Source organism: Archangium violaceum, assembly GCF_016887565.1.
Lineage (GTDB): Bacteria > Myxococcota > Myxococcia > Myxococcales > Myxococcaceae > Archangium > Archangium violaceum_B.
In genome coordinates this window covers 8269028-8285493 of sequence record NZ_CP069396.1, presented here as the reverse complement: position 1 = coordinate 8285493, position 16466 = coordinate 8269028, and the positions used below count along the sequence as shown (strand labels likewise).

10 protein-coding genes are annotated in these 16466 nt (G+C 69.4%); 3 read left to right on the top strand and 7 right to left on the bottom strand.

Annotation, left to right across the window (positions count from 1 at the left end; translation table 11 throughout):
- Position 1: 1 nt before the first annotated feature.
- Entirely contained in the window at positions 2-694 is a 693-nt protein-coding gene (locus JRI60_RS32930) for an SOS response-associated peptidase (protein ID WP_204219891.1), read from the bottom strand.
- Between the two features lie 158 nt (positions 695-852).
- Here JRI60_RS32930 and JRI60_RS54680 point away from each other — a divergent pair, with 158 nt between their 5' ends.
- Positions 853-6915: an alpha-2-macroglobulin family protein gene (locus JRI60_RS54680; RefSeq protein WP_204219890.1), complete on the top strand. Its 6063-nt coding sequence runs from the start codon at positions 853-855 to the stop codon at positions 6913-6915.
- 17 nt (positions 6916-6932) lie between these two features.
- Positions 6933-8471, top strand: a complete 1539-nt coding sequence (locus JRI60_RS32920) for an acetyl-CoA hydrolase/transferase C-terminal domain-containing protein (RefSeq protein WP_204219889.1) — start codon at positions 6933-6935, stop codon at positions 8469-8471.
- On the opposite strand, the gene JRI60_RS32915 is transcribed toward JRI60_RS32920, so the two are convergent.
- Complete coding sequence (locus tag JRI60_RS32915; protein ID WP_204219888.1) at positions 8452-9540, bottom strand: metallophosphoesterase; 1089 nt, start codon at positions 9538-9540, stop codon at positions 8452-8454. The two genes, JRI60_RS32920 and JRI60_RS32915, sit on opposite strands and share 20 nt — an antisense overlap.
- Before the next feature lie 57 nt (positions 9541-9597).
- Positions 9598-11040 carry a hypothetical protein gene (locus JRI60_RS32910; protein WP_204219887.1) on the bottom strand — a complete coding sequence of 481 codons (1443 nt, stop codon included), beginning with the start codon at positions 11038-11040 and terminating at the stop codon, positions 9598-9600.
- Positions 11041-11164: 124 nt separating this feature from the next.
- Here JRI60_RS32910 and JRI60_RS32905 point away from each other — a divergent pair, with 124 nt between their 5' ends.
- Positions 11165-11920: an MBL fold metallo-hydrolase gene (locus tag JRI60_RS32905; RefSeq protein ID WP_239469845.1), complete on the top strand. Its 756-nt coding sequence runs from the start codon at positions 11165-11167 to the stop codon at positions 11918-11920.
- A gap of 18 nt (positions 11921-11938) precedes the next feature.
- On the opposite strand, the gene JRI60_RS32900 is transcribed toward JRI60_RS32905, so the two are convergent.
- The 4 genes from JRI60_RS32900 to JRI60_RS32885 all read right to left on the bottom strand — a co-directional run bounded on the left by JRI60_RS32900 (position 11939) and on the right by JRI60_RS32885 (position 16428).
- Positions 11939-12964 (bottom strand): hypothetical protein, encoded by a 1026-nt coding sequence (locus JRI60_RS32900; protein WP_204219886.1) that lies wholly within the window; start codon positions 12962-12964, stop codon positions 11939-11941.
- 132 nt (positions 12965-13096) lie between these two features.
- Complete coding sequence (locus tag JRI60_RS32895; protein ID WP_204219885.1) at positions 13097-14263, bottom strand: Gfo/Idh/MocA family protein; 1167 nt, start codon at positions 14261-14263, stop codon at positions 13097-13099.
- Positions 14260-15282: a sugar phosphate isomerase/epimerase family protein gene (locus tag JRI60_RS32890; RefSeq protein WP_204219884.1), complete on the bottom strand. Its 1023-nt coding sequence runs from the start codon at positions 15280-15282 to the stop codon at positions 14260-14262. The genes JRI60_RS32895 and JRI60_RS32890 overlap by 4 nt, the downstream gene beginning before the upstream one ends.
- A gap of 174 nt (positions 15283-15456) precedes the next feature.
- Positions 15457-16428, bottom strand: coding sequence for a substrate-binding domain-containing protein (locus tag JRI60_RS32885; protein ID WP_204219883.1), 972 nt, complete (start codon positions 16426-16428; stop codon positions 15457-15459).
- Positions 16429-16466: the final 38 nt, after the last annotated feature.

Genomic DNA, 16466 nt, shown 5'->3' with positions numbered 1-16466 from the left:
GTCAGGTCAGGAGCGAGGACTGGCTCGCCACGCGCTCCACGCAGGCCGCCACGTCGTTCATCGGCGAGTTCACCACGCGTCCCACCTCCCAGGCCTCCAGGGGCTCGTCCTCGTTGGGCACCAGGAGGGGTTGCAGCACCGCCGCCTCCTGCGGCTCCGGACGCAGCCACACGTCCCGGGCCGCGGGCGACAGGATGACGGGCATCCGGTCGTGGATGGGGGCCATCAGCGCATTGGGGCCGGTGGTGATGACGGTGCAGGTGCGCAGCACCTCGCCGGTGTCCGGGGCGGTCCACTCCTCCCACAGCCCGGCGAAGGCCAGGGGGTGGCCATCCTTGCGGCGGAAGAGGTAGGGCGTCTTGGGTTTCGTGCTCTGCTTCCACTCGAACCAGCCATCCACGAGCACCAGACAGCGGCGGCGCTTGAGCGCGGAGCGGAAGCTGGGCTTCTCCGCCACCGTCTCGCCGCGGGCGTTGATGAGCTTGTTGCCGATGGAGGCCTCCTTCGCCCAGGAGGGGATGAGGCCCCAGCGGTAGGCGTCCAGCATCCACTCCCCGTCGTTGATGACCACGGGCATCAACTGGGTGGGGGCGAGGTTGTAGCGGGGGCGCTCGAGGGCGGTGCGGATGCCGGTGAGGGCGAACTCACGAGCGATCGCCAGGGCGGGGGTCTGGATGGTGACGCGGCCACACATGGTGCGCAGTATGCCCCGCCCGGGTGGGGCACTCCACAAGCCGGCCCTCCGGGCGCGGTCTGGCGCAACTGGTCCGATTGTCGGACCAGTTCGTGAAGAGCGCGCCCGGGAGTCACTTCCCGGATCCCGGGCGGGCGGGCTGTGTCTAGAGTGCCCACATGTCGCCTATTCCGAGCCCCCGGATGCTTGCCGCCCTCGTGGCGGTCGCCGTCCTCGTCCTTGCCGCTCCAACCGCCCAGGCGCAGTCGCGGGCCGTGCCCACGTGGAAGGACATCGACGCGCTGGTGGAGCAGCAGAAGCTCGACGCCGCCGTCCAGGGCGCCGAGGCCCGACTGGCCCAGGCCCGCTCGCGGAGTGACGAGGAGGAGTGGGCGCGGGCGCTCGTGCGGGTGGTGCAACTGCGCACCGGGCTCCACGGGTACGAGACGGCGGTGCGCTTCCTCCAGGAACAGCCGTGGCCAAAGGGCCTGCTGCCGCGCACCACGGTCAACCTCTATTACGCGAGCGCGCTCATCACCTACGTTGGGCAGTACGGCTGGGAGGTGCGCCAGCGCGAGCAGGTGGTCTCCGGCGGGCCGGTGGACCTGAAGCGGTGGACGGCCGAGCAGATCTTCACCGAGGCCCGGCGCGCGCTCGCGGAGGTGTGGGCGGAGCGGGAGCGGCTGGGCGCGCAGAAGGTGGGGGCGCTCGCGGGCGTCCTCGAGCCGAACACCTATCCCCCCGGGATTCGCGGCACGCTGCGCGACGCGGTGACGTACCTCTGGGTGGAGATGCTGGCGGACGAGAACCAGTGGCGTCCAGGGCAGTCCGATGAGGCGCACCGCCTGGACATGGACGAGCTGCTGCGGGGCTCTCCGCGGGTGGACCTGGTGGGGCCGGCGGAGCACCCGCTGCGGAAGCTGGCGGCCGTGCTGGGAGACCTGGAGGCGTGGCACCTGGCCGCGGGCCGGCGCGAGGCGGCGCTGGAGGCGCACCTGACGCGCGGCCAGTTGCTGCACGAGTCCTTCGACGAGGAAGCGGACAAGGCCCGCATCCGCCGTCACGCGGCCGAGTTCCTGGAGGGCTACCGGAACGTGCCGTGGTGGGCCATGGGGCAGGGGTGGCTGGCGGAGCTCGAGGCGTCCGGGGAGCGGCCGGCGCGCGCGCACGCGATGGCGAAGGCGTGCGTGGCGGCCTATCCGGAGAGCCTCGGGGGCCAGCGGTGCGCCCGGCTGGTGGCGCAGCTCGAGGCGCCGGAGTTCTCGGTCGCCAGCATGCGCGCCGACGGTGCCCGTAGACGCTCCATCGAGGTGACACACCGCAACCTGCCCCGGCTGCACTTCCGGGCCTATGTGTATGACCTGGAGTCGCGGCTCGCCGGGGGCAACCTGTTCGAGGGTTTCCTGGGGGGTGAAGGGGGCAAGAAAGGCTCCTTGAGCCGCCTCATCGCGCGCGAGCGGCCCGTGGCGACCTGGAGCGAGTCGTTGCCGGCGACGCCGGACTACCGGTCGCACCGGACCTTCGTGGTGCCTCCGCTGACGGAGCCGGGCAGCTACCTCATCGTCGCCTCGGCGCGCGAGGACTTCCAGGAGAAGGGCAACGAGGTGGTCGCCACCCTGATGGCGGTGACTCCCTGGGTCTTCATCACCCAGAGGGACCCCCAGGGCCGGGTGGAGGTGCGGGTGATGGAGGGAGAGACCGGCCAGCCCGCGCCGGGCGTGGAGGTGCGCCTCGTGCAGGCGGGCGATGGGAACCAGGTGGTGCGGACGCTGAAGACGGACGCGCGGGGCGAGGCCGCCTTCACCGGGCTGCCGGAGCAGAAGAGCTCCTTCGTCGTGGTGGGGCGGGGCCGGCAGGTGCTGCTCGATGCGCAGTCGTACTACGGGTACAGGCGCCCGCCGGAGCGGGAGCGGATGGCTGCGCTCGTCTTCACGGATCGCTCCGTGTACCGGCCGCTGCAGAAGGTGGCGTGGAAGGTGGTGGCCTTCCGCGGGAGTGGAGAGCAGGCGCGCTACCGGACGCTGCCGGGGCAGCGGCTGACGGTGTCGCTGATGGACGCGAACGGCCAGCCCGTCGAGAAGCGCGAGGTGAAGACCAACGGCTTCGGTTCGGCGGCGGGCGAGTTCTCCGTGCCCGCCGGGCGGCTGCTCGGCATGTGGCGCGTGGATGCCAGCCTGGGCCAGGAGAACCTGGGCAACGCGGCGGTGCGCGTGGAGGAGTACAAGCGGCCCACCTTCGAGGTGACGCTGAAGGATTCGGACGCGGCGCTGCGCCTCAACCGTCCGGCCACCTTCCGGGGCGAGGCGCGCTACTACTTCGGGCTCCCGGTGACACGGGGCACGGTGCGCTGGAGCGTCCGTCGCGAGCCCCTGCTCCCCGTGTGGTGGCGTACGGTGGGGGGTCCCTCGCTGCACTCGCGTGTCGTGGCCAGTGGCTCTTCGGCGCTGGGGGAGGATGGGGGCTTCCAGCTCACCTTCACCCCGGAAGCGGATGAGCGGACGGCGGCCTCGCGCGACTTCTCCTGGCGCTACCGCGTGGAGGCGGATGTGACGGACGAGGGCGGGGAGACACGCTCGGCGGACCGGGCCTTCCGGCTCGGCCTGGTGGCGGTGGAGGGTCGCGTGGACGCGGACGAGGAGTTCTTCCGCGAGGGCGTGGCTTCCGAGTTGCGGCTGACGCGCTCCAACCTCGACGGAGTGCCGCTGCCTGGGGCGGGGCGGTGGCGGCTGGTGGCGCTGAAGCAGCCCTCGCGGCCCGTGATGCCCGTCGAGCAGCCCGTCGTGACGCCGCCCGGGTTGCTCGTGGACGCGGACGCTCGGAGCACCACGCCGGGAGACTCGCTGCGGCCCCGGTGGGGGACGGGAGAGGCTCCGGTGGAGGAGGCCCTCCGGAGCTGGGCGGAGGGCGAGGAGATGGCGCGGGGCGCGGTGGCGCACGATGCACAGGGGCTCGCCCGGGTGAAGCTGCCCGCTCTGCCCGCTGGCGCCTACCGCGTGCACTACGAGACGGAGGATGCCTTTGGCGAGCGCTTCACCACCTCGCGCGAGGTGCTGGTGGTGGGCGAGCGTGCCCCGATCGCGCTGCCAGCGATGCTCCGGGTCGAGCGCACCACGGTGAAGGTGGGAGAGACGGCGCGCGTGCTGGCGCTCTCCGGCTTCGAGGGCCAGCCGCTGTTCCTGGACCTCTACCAGGGAGAGCGGCTGGTGCGGCGGCGCGTGCTCACCGCGGGGAAGGACCCGGCGGTGGAGGAGCTGCCCGTCACCGAGTCCCTGCGAGGTGGCTTCACGCTCGCGCTGGTGGCGGTGCGGGACTACCAGGTGCTGCGGTTCGTGCAGCCGGTGTTCGTTCCCTTCGACGACAAGGAGCTGCAACTGGAGTTCGCCACCTTCCGCGATCGCCTGCGCCCAGGTGCGAAGGAGACGTGGCGGGTGACGGTGAAGGGTCCCCAGGGGGCGAAGGTGGAGGCGGGGGCCGCCGAGCTGCTCGCGTATATGTATGACCAGTCGTTGGATCTCTTCGCGCCGCACTCGCCACCGAGCGTGAGCCATTACTACCCGCAACGCGCGCAGTGGGTGGACCTGAGCGCCAGCTCGGGCGAGGCCCCCAGGCAGTGGCTCTACGGCGAGGATTTCGGGAGCGTGCCGGAATGGACCGGGCCCAGGGGGGACAGGCTCGTCATAGAGAGTGGATATGGTGTGGGTGGACCGGGGCGGCGCCACATCCCGCTGTCGCTGACGACGGGCTCCGGGCTCCTGTTGAGGGGGCGTGTCGCCATGATGGAGGAGTCGAAGCCCATGGCCAGCGCCCCGAGGAGGGTGTCCAGGCGGAATGCCAGCGGTGACGTGGCCCTGCGGGAGGCCGCGGTGAGTGGAGGCGGAGTCCCTCGCGAGCAGGCCGCGACGGCCTCCACGCCCGCCGTTCCACCGGAAGCGGTGCGCGGCAACTTCGCGGAGACGGCCTTCTGGGTGCCGCAGCTGCTCACGGGGGCGGACGGCTCGGCGGTGCTGGAGTTCACCGTGCCGGACTCGGTGACGGCGTGGAGCGTCTGGGTGCACGCGCTGACGAAGGACCTGAAGGGCGGCTCGCTGCAACGTCAGACCCGGAGCGTGAAGGAGCTGATGGTGCGTCCCTACGTGCCGCGCTTCCTGCGCGAGGGGGACCGGGCCGTGCTGGAGGTGGTGGTGAACGACGCGGGGGAGCGAGCGCTGGAGGGCACGCTCACGCTGGACATCCTCGATCCGGAGACGAACGCGAGCCTGCTGTCCCGCTTCGGCGTGGAGAAGGCGCGCCAGCCCTTCCGGGTGGAGGCGGGGAAGGGGACGACGGCGCGCTTCCCGCTGACGGTGCCGGCGGAGCTGGGCCCGGTGGCCTTCCGCGTCACCGCGCGGGCCGGGGACTTCAGTGACGGCGAGCTGCGCCCGCTGCCCGTGCTGCCCGGACGCATGCACCTGTCGCAGTCGCGCTTCGTGGCGCTGCGGGGCGGGGAGCGCAAGCGGATGGAGTTCGCGGACATGCGGCGGGGGGACGACCCGAGCCTGAGCCACGAGCAGCTCGTCGTCACGGTGGATGCGCAGCTCTTCCACGCGGTGCTGGGGGCCATGCCGTACCTGATGGACTACCCGTACGAGTGCACGGAGCAGACGCTCAACCGCTTCGTGTCCACGGGCATCGTGTCGAGCCTGTATGGCCGCTACCCGGAGGTGGCGAAGCTGGGGAAGTCGCTGAGCACTCGCACCACGCGCCTCGACACGTGGGATGCGGCGGACCCCAACCGGAAGATGGCGCTGGAGGAGTCGCCCTGGCTGGAGCAGTCGCGGGGCGGCAAGGACGAGGGCCTCCGGTTGGCGAAGGTGCTGGATCCGGAGGTGGCGAAGGCCGAGCGGGAGACGGCGCTGGTGAAGCTGCGCCAGGCGCAGACGTCGGGGGGAGGCTTCCCCTGGTGGCCGGGAGGCCCGCCGTCTCCGTACATGACGCTCTACATCCTCCACGGGCTCGCGCGCGCGGCGGATCACGGGGTGGACGTGGACCGGAACATGACGACGCGGGCGTGGGAGTACCTCGCCAACCACTTCCGCGCCGAGTACGCGGAGAAGATGCGCAAGGAGGGCTGCTGCTGGGAGTTCCTCACCCTGCTCGGCTACGTGGCCTCGAGCTTCCCGGACGCCAGCTACACGGGCAACGCGCTCACCCCGGAGGAGCGCGCGAGGATCCTCGACTTCGGCTTCGAGCACTGGAAGGAGCACTCGCCGTACCTCAAGGGCTACCTGGCGCTGACGCTGAAGCGGGCGGGGCGGGTGGAGGACGCGCGGCGCGTCTTCGCGAGCGTGATGGACTCGGCGAAGACGAGCGAGGAGCTGGGCACGTACTGGGCGCCGGAGGAGCGCAGCTGGCTCTGGTACAACGACACCACGGAGACGCATGCCTTCGCGCTGCGCACGCTGCTGGAGCTGAGCCCGGAGGACGCGCGGCGGCACGGGCTGGCGCAGTGGCTGATGTTGGACCGGAAGCTGGGGCACTGGAAGTCCACACGGGCCACGGCGGAGGCGGTCTACGCGCTGGTGAAGTACCTGGAGCGCGAGGGCGCCCTGGGCGTGCGCGAGGACGTGAAGGTGACCGCGGGCGGCAGGACGGTGGCCTTCGCCTTCTCGCCGTCCGAGTACACCGGGAAGGGGAACCGGGTGGTGGTGCCGGGCCCGGAGGTGAAGCCGGAGACGAGCAGCGTGGTGGCGGTGGAGAAGACGGGGAAGGGGCTCGCGTTCGCCTCGGCCACCTGGCACTTCTCGACGGAGCGGCTGCCGGAGGAGGAGCGGGGGGACTTCTTCGCGGTGTCACGCCGTTATTTCCTCCGCGAGCGGGTGGGGACGGAGGCGGTGCTGCGCCCGCTGGAGGAGGGGACGAGGGTGGCGCCGGGTGACGAGGTGGAGGTGCACCTGTCGCTGCGGACGAAGCACGCGGCGGAGTACGTGCACCTGAGAGATCCGCGAGCGGCGGGTTTCGAGCCGGCGAACACCGAGTCGCGGCATCGGTACGACCTGGGGATTGTCTGGTACGAGGAGCCGAGGGACTCGGGGACGAACTTCTTCTTTGAGTGGCTGCCGGCGGGTGAGTACACGTTCCGTTACCGGCTGAGGGCGAACATGGCGGGCACGTTCCGGGTGGGACCAGCGACTGTTCAATCCCTGTACGCGCCCGAGTTCACGGCGTACTCGAAGGGCGCCGTCCTTTCGGTGGGCCGCGAGTAACCGAGCACAGGACTTCAATGAGCACACTGCAAGAGCGGATCGAGAACTCCGAGCTGTTGGCCAAAGTGGTCCCCGTCGAGGAGGCGGTGAAGCACGTCACCGATGGCTGCACCGTCGCCATCAGCGGCTTCACCAAGTCGGGCGAGCCGAAGGCCTTCTTCCCGGCGCTCGCCCGGCACTTCGCCGCGACGGCGCCCCAGTCCCGCATCACCCTGCTGAGCGGCGCCTCGCTCTCGGATGACGTGGAGGGGCCCATGGCTCCCTTCATCCGCAAGCGCGGGCCGTACATGTCCTCGGCCATCTCGCGCAAGCTCATCCACTCGGGGGAGATGGACTTCACCGACGTCCACCTCTCCGCCTTCGCGCGCAACCTGATGTACGGGTTCTACGGGGACATCGACGTCGCCGTCGTCGAGGTGTCCCGCATCCGCCAGGACGGCAGTGTCGTCCTCTCCTCCTCGGTCGGCGTCTCCGCCGAGGCGCTCGCCCGGGCGCGCAAGGTCATCCTCGAGGTGAACACCGCGACGCCGGACTACACGGGCTTTCACGACATCGTCCTGCCCGCCGTGCACCCCAAGGTGGGCTGGCCGCTGCCGCTGGTGAACGTGCGCGACCGCATCGGCACGCCCTACGTCGAGTTCGATCGCAGCAAGGTCGTCGCAGTCGTCGAGTCCCGCACGCCCGACCACCCGGTGCCCTTCAAGGCCGCGAGCGAGACGGACCGCCGCATCGCGCAGAACGTCGTCGACTTCCTCATGCAGTGCCGCGCGCAGTTCGACTGGGGCAAGCGCCTTCCCCCCATCCAGTCCGGCGTGGGCAACGTGGCCAACGCCATCATCGGCGAACTCTACGCGTCCCCGTTCCAGAAGATCCGCTTCTGGACCGAGGTCTTCCAGGACGGAATGCTGCGCTACGTGGAGGACGACGCGAAGTTCGAGAACGCCTCGGCCACCGCGGTCTCCTTCTCGGCCGAGGGGCGCAAGCGCTTCATGGAGCTGTTCGAGCGCTGCCGGGACAAGCTGGTGCTGCGGCCCATGTGGCTGTCCAACAGCCCGGAGATCATCTCGCGCCTGTTCGTCATCGCGATGAACACCCCCATCGAGGTGGACATCTACGGCCACGTCAACTCCACGCACATCGACGGCTCGCGCATCGTCAACGGGCTGGGTGGCTCGGGAGACTTCTTCCGCAATGCCTACCTCAGCATCGTGCACACACCGTCCACCCGGCGGCTGAAGGACGGGCGCACGGTGAGCTGCGTGATGCCGTACGTGCGGCACATCGACCACACCGAGCACGACATCAAGTGCGTCGTCACCGAGCACGGCTACGCGCTCAACATGGACATCCGCTCGCCCAAGCGGCGCGCCGTGGACATCATCGAGAAGTGCGCGCACCCGCACTTCCGCCCGCTGCTGCACGCCTACCTGGACATGGCGGGCGCGGGAGACGAGCCCCGGCCCACCGACATGAAGGCCCTGGAGGGCTGGTGGAAGGATTACGACGCGGCCTGCCGCGCCTTCCCCCAGAGCGGGTCTACGCCCGCCGCAGAGTGATGACGGCGAGCTCCGCCGGAGCGCCCAGCCGGGCGGGCGGTCCAGTGGTGCCGGCGCCGCGGTTCACGTAGAGCCACGAGCGGCCCTGCCGGTACAGCCCCGCGGTCCAGCGGGAGACGAACCGGGCCAGAGACAGGCGGCGGACGCCCGGGACTCCGAGCTGTCCGCCGTGCGTGTGGCCCGAGAGGGTCAGCTCGACGGAGCGCGCCTGGGCCTCGGGAAACAGGTCCGGGTCGTGGGCGAGCAGCACGGTGGGAACGCCCTCGGGCCGCTTCGCGAGCGCCCGAGCCACGTCGTGGCGCGAGGTCCAGGTGTCGTCCACGCCCGCGACGTACAAGCGAGCCCCTCCCCGCTGGACAACCACCCCCCGGTTGCGCAGGACGGTCACGCCTTGTCGTTCCAGCTCCCGGACGAGGTGCTCTCCGTCGGTGAAGTAGTCGTGATTGCCCATGCAGGCGAACGCACCATCCTTCGCGCGCAGGCCACCGAGCGCCCGCGCCACCGCCTCGACGTGCGATGAGCCGTGGGTGATGAGGTCTCCGGTGACGGTCACCAGGTCGAGGTCGAGGGCGTTGAGGCGCGCGACCCAGGAGGAGACGCGGCTCTCGGGTGCATGCGGGCCACAGTGGACGTCGGAGAGCTGGCCGATGCGGTAGCCGTCCAGCTCGGGCGAGAGCCCTTCCACGTGGACCACCCGCTTGCGGAGCCTCGGCCGGCCGAGGACCGAGTCAGTACCCAGGACGAGCGCGATGGCTCCGGCCACGCCCCAGGTCACGCCCCGGGGCAGGCCCGCCTGGACGGCCAGGGCGGCGGGGAGCATGAGCACGTCGAACACCGCGCAGGCGGCCCACCAGCCCAGCGCCAGATAGGTCGACAGCGCGGGAGCCGTGGTGTGCCAGGGGCTCTGCAACTGACGCAGGTAGGGGAACGAGACCGGCACCGCGACGGCCAGGGGCAGGGGCGTGCGCGTGAGCCAGCAGAGCCAGAGCACCGTGGGCAACTGGACGAGGGTGACGAGGAGGGTCGCGAACAGTTGGAAGCGACCCCGGAGTCGGGTTCGGCCGGACATGAGAGCAGATGTGTAACCCGCTCGCGCTCCGCCCGCCCGGGTGCGTCGACCGCTACCTCACCGGGCCAGCGCGTGGCCCATCAACCATTCCAGGCCGCCCTGGTTCTCGCAGTCGGACTGGTTCGACACGAAGTGCTGCCGCTGCTCGGCGTTGTAGCAGCGGTAGAGGGGCAGGGTATTGGGTTGAGGGTCCTCGAAGATCCACCCGGCCGTCCTCAGCTTGGAATACCCGTCCGCCGCGCAGTCGGCCAGGAGGTGGTCGGGGTGGCCGGGCCAGTCGCTGACACAGTCCTCCAGCTTGACCGTCGCCAGCGTGGGATGCGGCTTCGTCATCAGGTAGCCGAGGAAGCCCTCGTACACATACGCCCCATCGTTGTTGGGGACGGGGGCCGTCGTGCTCCAGCGGTCGCTGGCGGCGGCGTTGTACCAACGAGACAGTGCGACGCCGACCTGCGGGGTGACGGGAGTGGGGGACATCCACATCCAGACGTCGCGGAACACCAGATAGCGCTTGTCGAACCCCTCACCCGGCTGGACGTAGGTATAGGTCAGGGTGAACGGGTTGCGAATCTCGTTGTCGACATTGTCCTGACTCAGGACGCTGGGATAGGCGATGACCTCCGTTGGCGCGGGACGCTGCCACGTATCTCCATCCAGGAGGATCAACGGCTCCTCCAGGGTGTTGAAGGTGTGTTTGTCGTTGGAGAAGGAGGCCTTCAGCCCGCCGAACCATTCGTCCGTGCCCAGCAGGAGGATTTGATCCTGGGTCACCCAGTGGGCCGCCGCACTGCCAAGGGCCCCGAGCGCGGTGGCATCTCCGCCCAGTCCGGGCTGGCTCCAGGAGGTGCCGTGGTACTTGAACCAGTTCTTGGGACCCGGGTTCGCCACCGGCGCGCGGGCCACGATGGTCTGCCAGTCGCGCGCTCGCAGGCAGTATGCATAGTAATAGCCATCGGCTGCCTGGATGACGGTGCAATCTCCCTCTCCCGTGTGGATGCCCGCGGTCGGTGCATCCGTGCCGGTGATGATCTGCCCCCAGATGGACCAGGTGAGCCCTTCGTCGGTGGACGTGGCGAAGCTCATGGCCTTGTGGGTCTGCTCCAGGGCGTAATTACAATCGCTCTCCGTGTGGACGAATCCGTGGACGGTGCTTCCCCGCTTCACCGTGTCACTCATCCAACGTCCACACTCGTCGTAGGCGCCCGCTGGACCGGCTCCCAGCACCTTGCGCCGGATGCCTCCCATGTCGCCAGCCTCCTTGCCATCAATGGCATACGTGGACGCGTTCGCGGAGAAACCCCGCTTGAGTCCATTGGCCAGCCGGATCTCATTGAAGAAGCTGTCCAGCTCATCCGCGACTGGTCCCCGGACGATCCGAGGGCGATCGATGCGGACGTTGATGCACTGAAGACAGAGGGGTTCCGCGGCGCTGGCGGTCTGGACGATGAGCAGACTGGTCAACACCAGCAGGCTCCACAAAGGGTTCGACGGATGACGCATGGATCGTGAGCTCTCCAGGAGGTTGCCCGCCCACCATAAGCCAAGGCGCGCCAGCACGTTCGCGCCGGACACACGGCCTCGTGCCGGGTAGGCTGAACCCGCAGTCCCCCCTGCTTCGGAGAGAATGATGCTCAAGATCCGGTTGCTCGCGTCCGTGGTGGCGGTGCTCGCGCTGTCGTTGTCCTCGTGCAAGTCATCCGAACCGGCCATGTCGGGAGACGTCTTCTCGACGTCTCGGGGTGATTTGATCGTCCATCCCGTCAATCACGCCACCTTCCTCATGAACTGGGAAGGCAAGACGATCTACGTCGACCCTGTCGGTGGCGCCACGCCGTTCCAGGGCCTTCCCGCTCCCGATGTGATCCTCGTGACGGACATCCACGGCGATCACCTGAACGCCGACACGCTGACGGCCATCGTCCAGCCGGAGACGGTGATCGTCGCGCCTCAGGCCGTGCGCGACACCCTGCCCGAGGCCCTCCAGGGAGCCACGCGAGTGCTCGCCAACGGAGAGACGCTGAACGTGGGGGAAATCCCCGTCGAGGCGATCCCGATGTACAACATCACGCCCGAGCGTCTCCAGTACCACACGAAGGGCCGTGGCAACGGCTATGTGCTGACCTTCGGAGACAAGCGCGTCTACATCGCCGGGGACACGGAAGACATCCCCGAGATGCGGGCGCTGCGAAACATCGACGTCGCCTTCGTTCCCATGAACCTGCCCTACACCATGACGGTGGCCCAGGCGGCGGACGCGGTGCGCGAGTTCAGACCGAAGGTCGTCTATCCCTATCACTCGCGCGGCAGCGACGTGAACGAGTTCACCCGGCTCGTCGGCACGGACGTGGGCGTCGAGGTGCGCGTGGGCGCCTGGTACTGATGAGCGGCGGGCGCCCCATCACTCTCCGCAGGTGGGGCGCTCGTCGGTGGGGTACAGCGAGGCGATGCCGTAGGTGCCATTGCGCGTCCCGCACCAGATGCGCCATGGCGTGCCGCCGAGGTCCGGAGCCGAGTACACGCCGCCCTCCTTCATGCCGCCGCCCCGCGCGCAGCAGCGCGCGAAGGCGCGGGTGCCCACGGCCACCATGGCCACCGGGTCCGACTCCAGCGTGAAGCCGCCGAGCTTCTTCTCCGCGCAGGACCAGGGCGCCACGCCGCGGAAGCGGATGAGGTACTGCGAGCCCTGGATGGCCTTGCCTCCGCGGCCGGGGCCGTCGAAGCAGAGCTTCCCCTCGGACTCGAGCTGCGCGTAGCGCGGGAGGAAGTGGAGCCCGCCGACGGTCTTGGTGGTCCACTCGTCACCGCAGAAGACGTGGGTGAAGGCGTTGCGCGGACCCGTGCTCACCCAGAGGCCGGTGAGCCAGTCGATGTTGGCCTGTCGCGAGCCGGGGCGCCCCGCGGCCGACAGGGCCCGCTGGATGCGCGGATCGTCGTAGTGCGCGGACATGAAGCGCTGCACGTCGCCGCGGCTCACCGAGGCATCCGGTCGTGCCGGGCACATGTCGAGCACCTCGCGCTCCACGGGCTTGAGCGCAGGGGCCTGGCGGAAGAGGGGCGGGTTCTTGCATGTGGTGGCGCAGCCCGTGGCGGCGGGGGCATCGGAGGGCAGGGGCGCGGCCTCTTGCTTCCGGTCGTGAGCGGCCAGGAACTCACCGCTCAGGCGAGGCTTCTCCGGCACGTCCGCCGTGCCATCGCACTTCACCCAGCCCTCGCCCGTGGCCCCCTTCAGCTTGCACCAGGCGCGCTCGGGGCCTCCCTTCTTGAGGACCGGGTAGGCCGTGTCCGGCTCGACGGTGAAGATGACCTTCGTGGAGCCGGGCTCGGCCACGGCCTCCAGCCGGTTGCCGGAGACGAAGGCCCCAGCGGCATGGGCGCGGAAGGGGAGGGTGCACAGGGCGAGCAGGAGGAGGGGCAGGATCCGCATGGCGCGGGAGAATACCCTCACCCTCCGGGCCTCTCCCAGGGCAGGCGGGGTTTCCTCCTCTTGCTCGGGTGGGCTACCGCGAGGCGGGCACCCGCACCGCCCTTTTCAGGAGTCCCTCCCGCATCGTCACGGTCATTCCATCGGCGTCCACTTGCGCTCGCTGGCGGCGGATTCCACCGTCTTCTCGATGAAGCGCACACCACGCGCGCCATCGGTGACCCGGGGATAGTCGGCGGCGATCGGATCCGCCTTCACCCCGGCCAGTCGGGCGCGGATGTCCGCCGCGACACCCAGGTACACGTTGGCGAACGCCTCGATGAACGCCTCGGGGTGGCCGGAGGGGACGCGGCAGGCGCGGCGCGACGATTCGCTCAGCCAGGGCGAGCCGCGCGTGAGGATGCGCCTGGGACCGTCCAGCGGTGCATGCATGAGCTGGTTCGGCTCTTCCTGCCGCCATTCGAGCGAGCCCGTGGAGCCGAACACGCGCAGGCGCAGGTCGTTCTCGAAGCCGGCGGCGATCTGCGAGGCGATCAGCACGCCCCGCACACCGCCGCTCCAGCGCAGCAGCAGGTTGCCGTCGTCGTCGAGCCGGCGCCCGGGAACGAGTGCCCCGAGGTCGGCGCACACCGCTTCGATCTCGAGGCCGGTGACCGTGGCGGCCAGGTTCTCGGCGTGCGAGCCGATGTCACCGATGGCGCCGGCCAGGCCACTCCTCGCCGGGTCGGTGCGCCAGCTGGCCTGCTTGTTGTCCTGGCCCTCCAGGTGCGTGGCGAGCCAGCCCTGGTTGTATTCGACGGTCACCTTGCGCAGCTCGCCGAGGGCACCGCGCTTCACCAGCTCGCGCGCCTCTCGCACCATGGGATAGCCGGTGTAGTTGTAGGTGACGCCGAACACGATGCCGGTCCGCTCCACCGTGCGCACGAGCTCGTCGGCCTGCGCGCTGGTGTGTACGAGCGGCTTGTCACACACCACGTGGATGCCGGCCTCGGCGAACGCCTTCGCCACCGGGTAGTGCACGTGGTTGGGCGTGACGATGGAGACGAAGTCGATGCGCTCGTCCGCCGGGCGCTTCAGCTCGTCGGCCAGCAGATCCTCCCAGCGGCCGTGATTGCGCGCGTCGGCCAGTCCCAGGTCGCGGCCGGAGGCGCGCGCCTTGTCCGGGTGGGACGAGAGCGCGCCCGCGACCAGCTCCATCTGCCCGTCCAGCGCCATGGCCCGGCGGTGTACCGAGCCGATGAACGCATCGCGCCCGCCGCCGACCATCGCGTAGCGCAGCTTGCGGTTGTGCGAGGTACTCATCCGCCGGCCCGCGCTTGCTTGTCCTTGTCGAACACGGCATCGAACGCGCCCGCGGCGGCGGGGAAGTCGAGCCGCTTGCAGAAGGCCGCGCTCTCGGTCGCCCCGTGCACGCGGTCCATCCGGCTGTCCTCCCACTCCACGCTCAACGGGCCCGAGTAGCCGATGTCGTTGAGCGCGACGATGATGGACTCGAAGTCGATCATGCCTCGGCCGAGGCTGCGGAAATCCCAGAAGCGGCGCGGATCTCCGAAGCTGGTATGGCCGCCGAATACGCCGACGGTGCCATCGCCTCGGCCCCACCACACGTCCTTCATGTGGACGTTGTAGATGCGGCCCGCGAACGTGCGGATGAACTTCACGTAGTCCACGCCCTGGTACCCGAGGTGGCTGGGGTCGAAGTTGAAGCCGAAGCGGCGGTGGCCGTTCACGGCCTCGATGGCCCGCTGGGCGGAGGCGGTGTCGAAGGCGATCTCCGTCGGGTGCACCTCGAGCGCGAAGTTGACGCCCTGTGCCTCGAACTCCTCGAGGATCGGCGTCCAGCGGCGGCCGAAGTCGGCGAAGCCCTTGTCCCAGAACGCCTGCGAGGTGGGCGGGAAGGCGTAGGTGGCGTGCCACACGGAGGAACCGGTGAAGCCGGTGACGGTCTTCACGCCGAAGGCGGCGGCGGCGCGGGCCGTGTCCTTCATCTCCTGGGCGGCTCGCTGGCGCACACCCTCGGGGTCACCATCACCCCAGACGTGCGCGGGGACGATGGACTGGTGCCGCTCGTCGATCAGATCGCACACGGCTTGACCGACCAGGTGGTTGCCGATGGCCAGACACTTCAGACCGTGGGACTCGAGCAGTGCCCGCTTGTCGCGGAGATAGGTTTTGGAAGCGAGCGCCTCCCGTACGTTGAAGTGGTCGCCCCAGCAGGCCAACTCCAGGCCGTCGTAGCCCATGCGCTTGGCCAGCGGTGCGAGTTCGGAGAGAGGCAGATCGGCCCATTGACCGGTGAACAGGGTGACGGGTCTTGGCATGGTTGGTTCCGTGGATGTCCCCTCTCCCTCCGGGAGAGGGCTAGGGTGAGGGTATTTGCCTTGACTTGGATTGCTGACTGCGCGCCGCAGTGTGAATCGGAGTGAGGAACACGGGGGTGAAATACCCTCACCCCCCGCCCTCTCCCAGAGGGAGAGGGAGCATGCGCAACACGACTAGAAGGGTGAGTCCGGGAAGTAGAAGTCCTTCGCGTTCTCCTTGGTGATGAGCACCGAGGGGATGATCGTGTTCGGCGGCAGCTTCTCTCCCTTCAGGCGCGCCTCGGCCGTCAGCTTGATCGCGTCGTAGATGAACTTGGGCGAGTAGGACACGTCGGCCTGGATCAGCTTGTTCTTGCCCTCCATGATGGTCTTGACCATGCCCTTGGCGCCCGCGCCGCCGAACACCTCCTTGATGTCCGTGCGCTTCGCCTGCTCGATGGCCTTGAGGACTCCCACCGCCATGTCGTCATCGGCCGCCCACACGGCGTCGATCTGCTTGAAGCGCGTCAGGTAGTCCTGCATCACCTTGAAGGCATCGTCGCGGTTCCAGTTGCCGTACCGGGCGTCGAGCAGCTTGATGTCCGGGTAGTTCTTCAGCACGGCGTTGAACGCGTCCATGCGCTCGTTGTCGAGCGTGGTCGGGATGCCGCGCAGCGCCACGATGTTGCCCTTGCCGTTCAGTTTCTTGGCCAGGTACTCCGCCGCGATCCTGCCGAACGCGGTGTTGTCGCCGGCCACGTAGGCGTCCTGCGCGCTGGTGTCGGTCAGGCCGCGGTCCACCACCGTGACGTAGACGCCCTTGCCCTTCGCCTGCGCCACGGGCTTGGTGAGCGAGGCCGACTCGAACGGGAAGATGACCAGCGTGTTGATCTTGTTGACGGTCAGCAGGTCCTGAAGCTGGTTGGCCTGCTCGGGCGCGTTGGCCGCCGTCTTCACGGTGATCTTCAGGCCCGGGTGCGCCTTCTCCAGGTCCTTCTTGGCCTGGTTGGCCCACCAGACGATGCCGCCGGTGAAGCCGTGGGTGGCCGCGGGGATGGCGACGCCCATGTTGACCTGGTTCTGCGTCTGCGCGAGCGCACCGGAGGCGGTGAGGAGCGCGGCCATGGCGGAGGCGCCGAGGGCGAGTTTACGGAGGACGGATTTCATGCGGGCTTTCTCCTGGGGGTAAGGGGAGCACGACATGG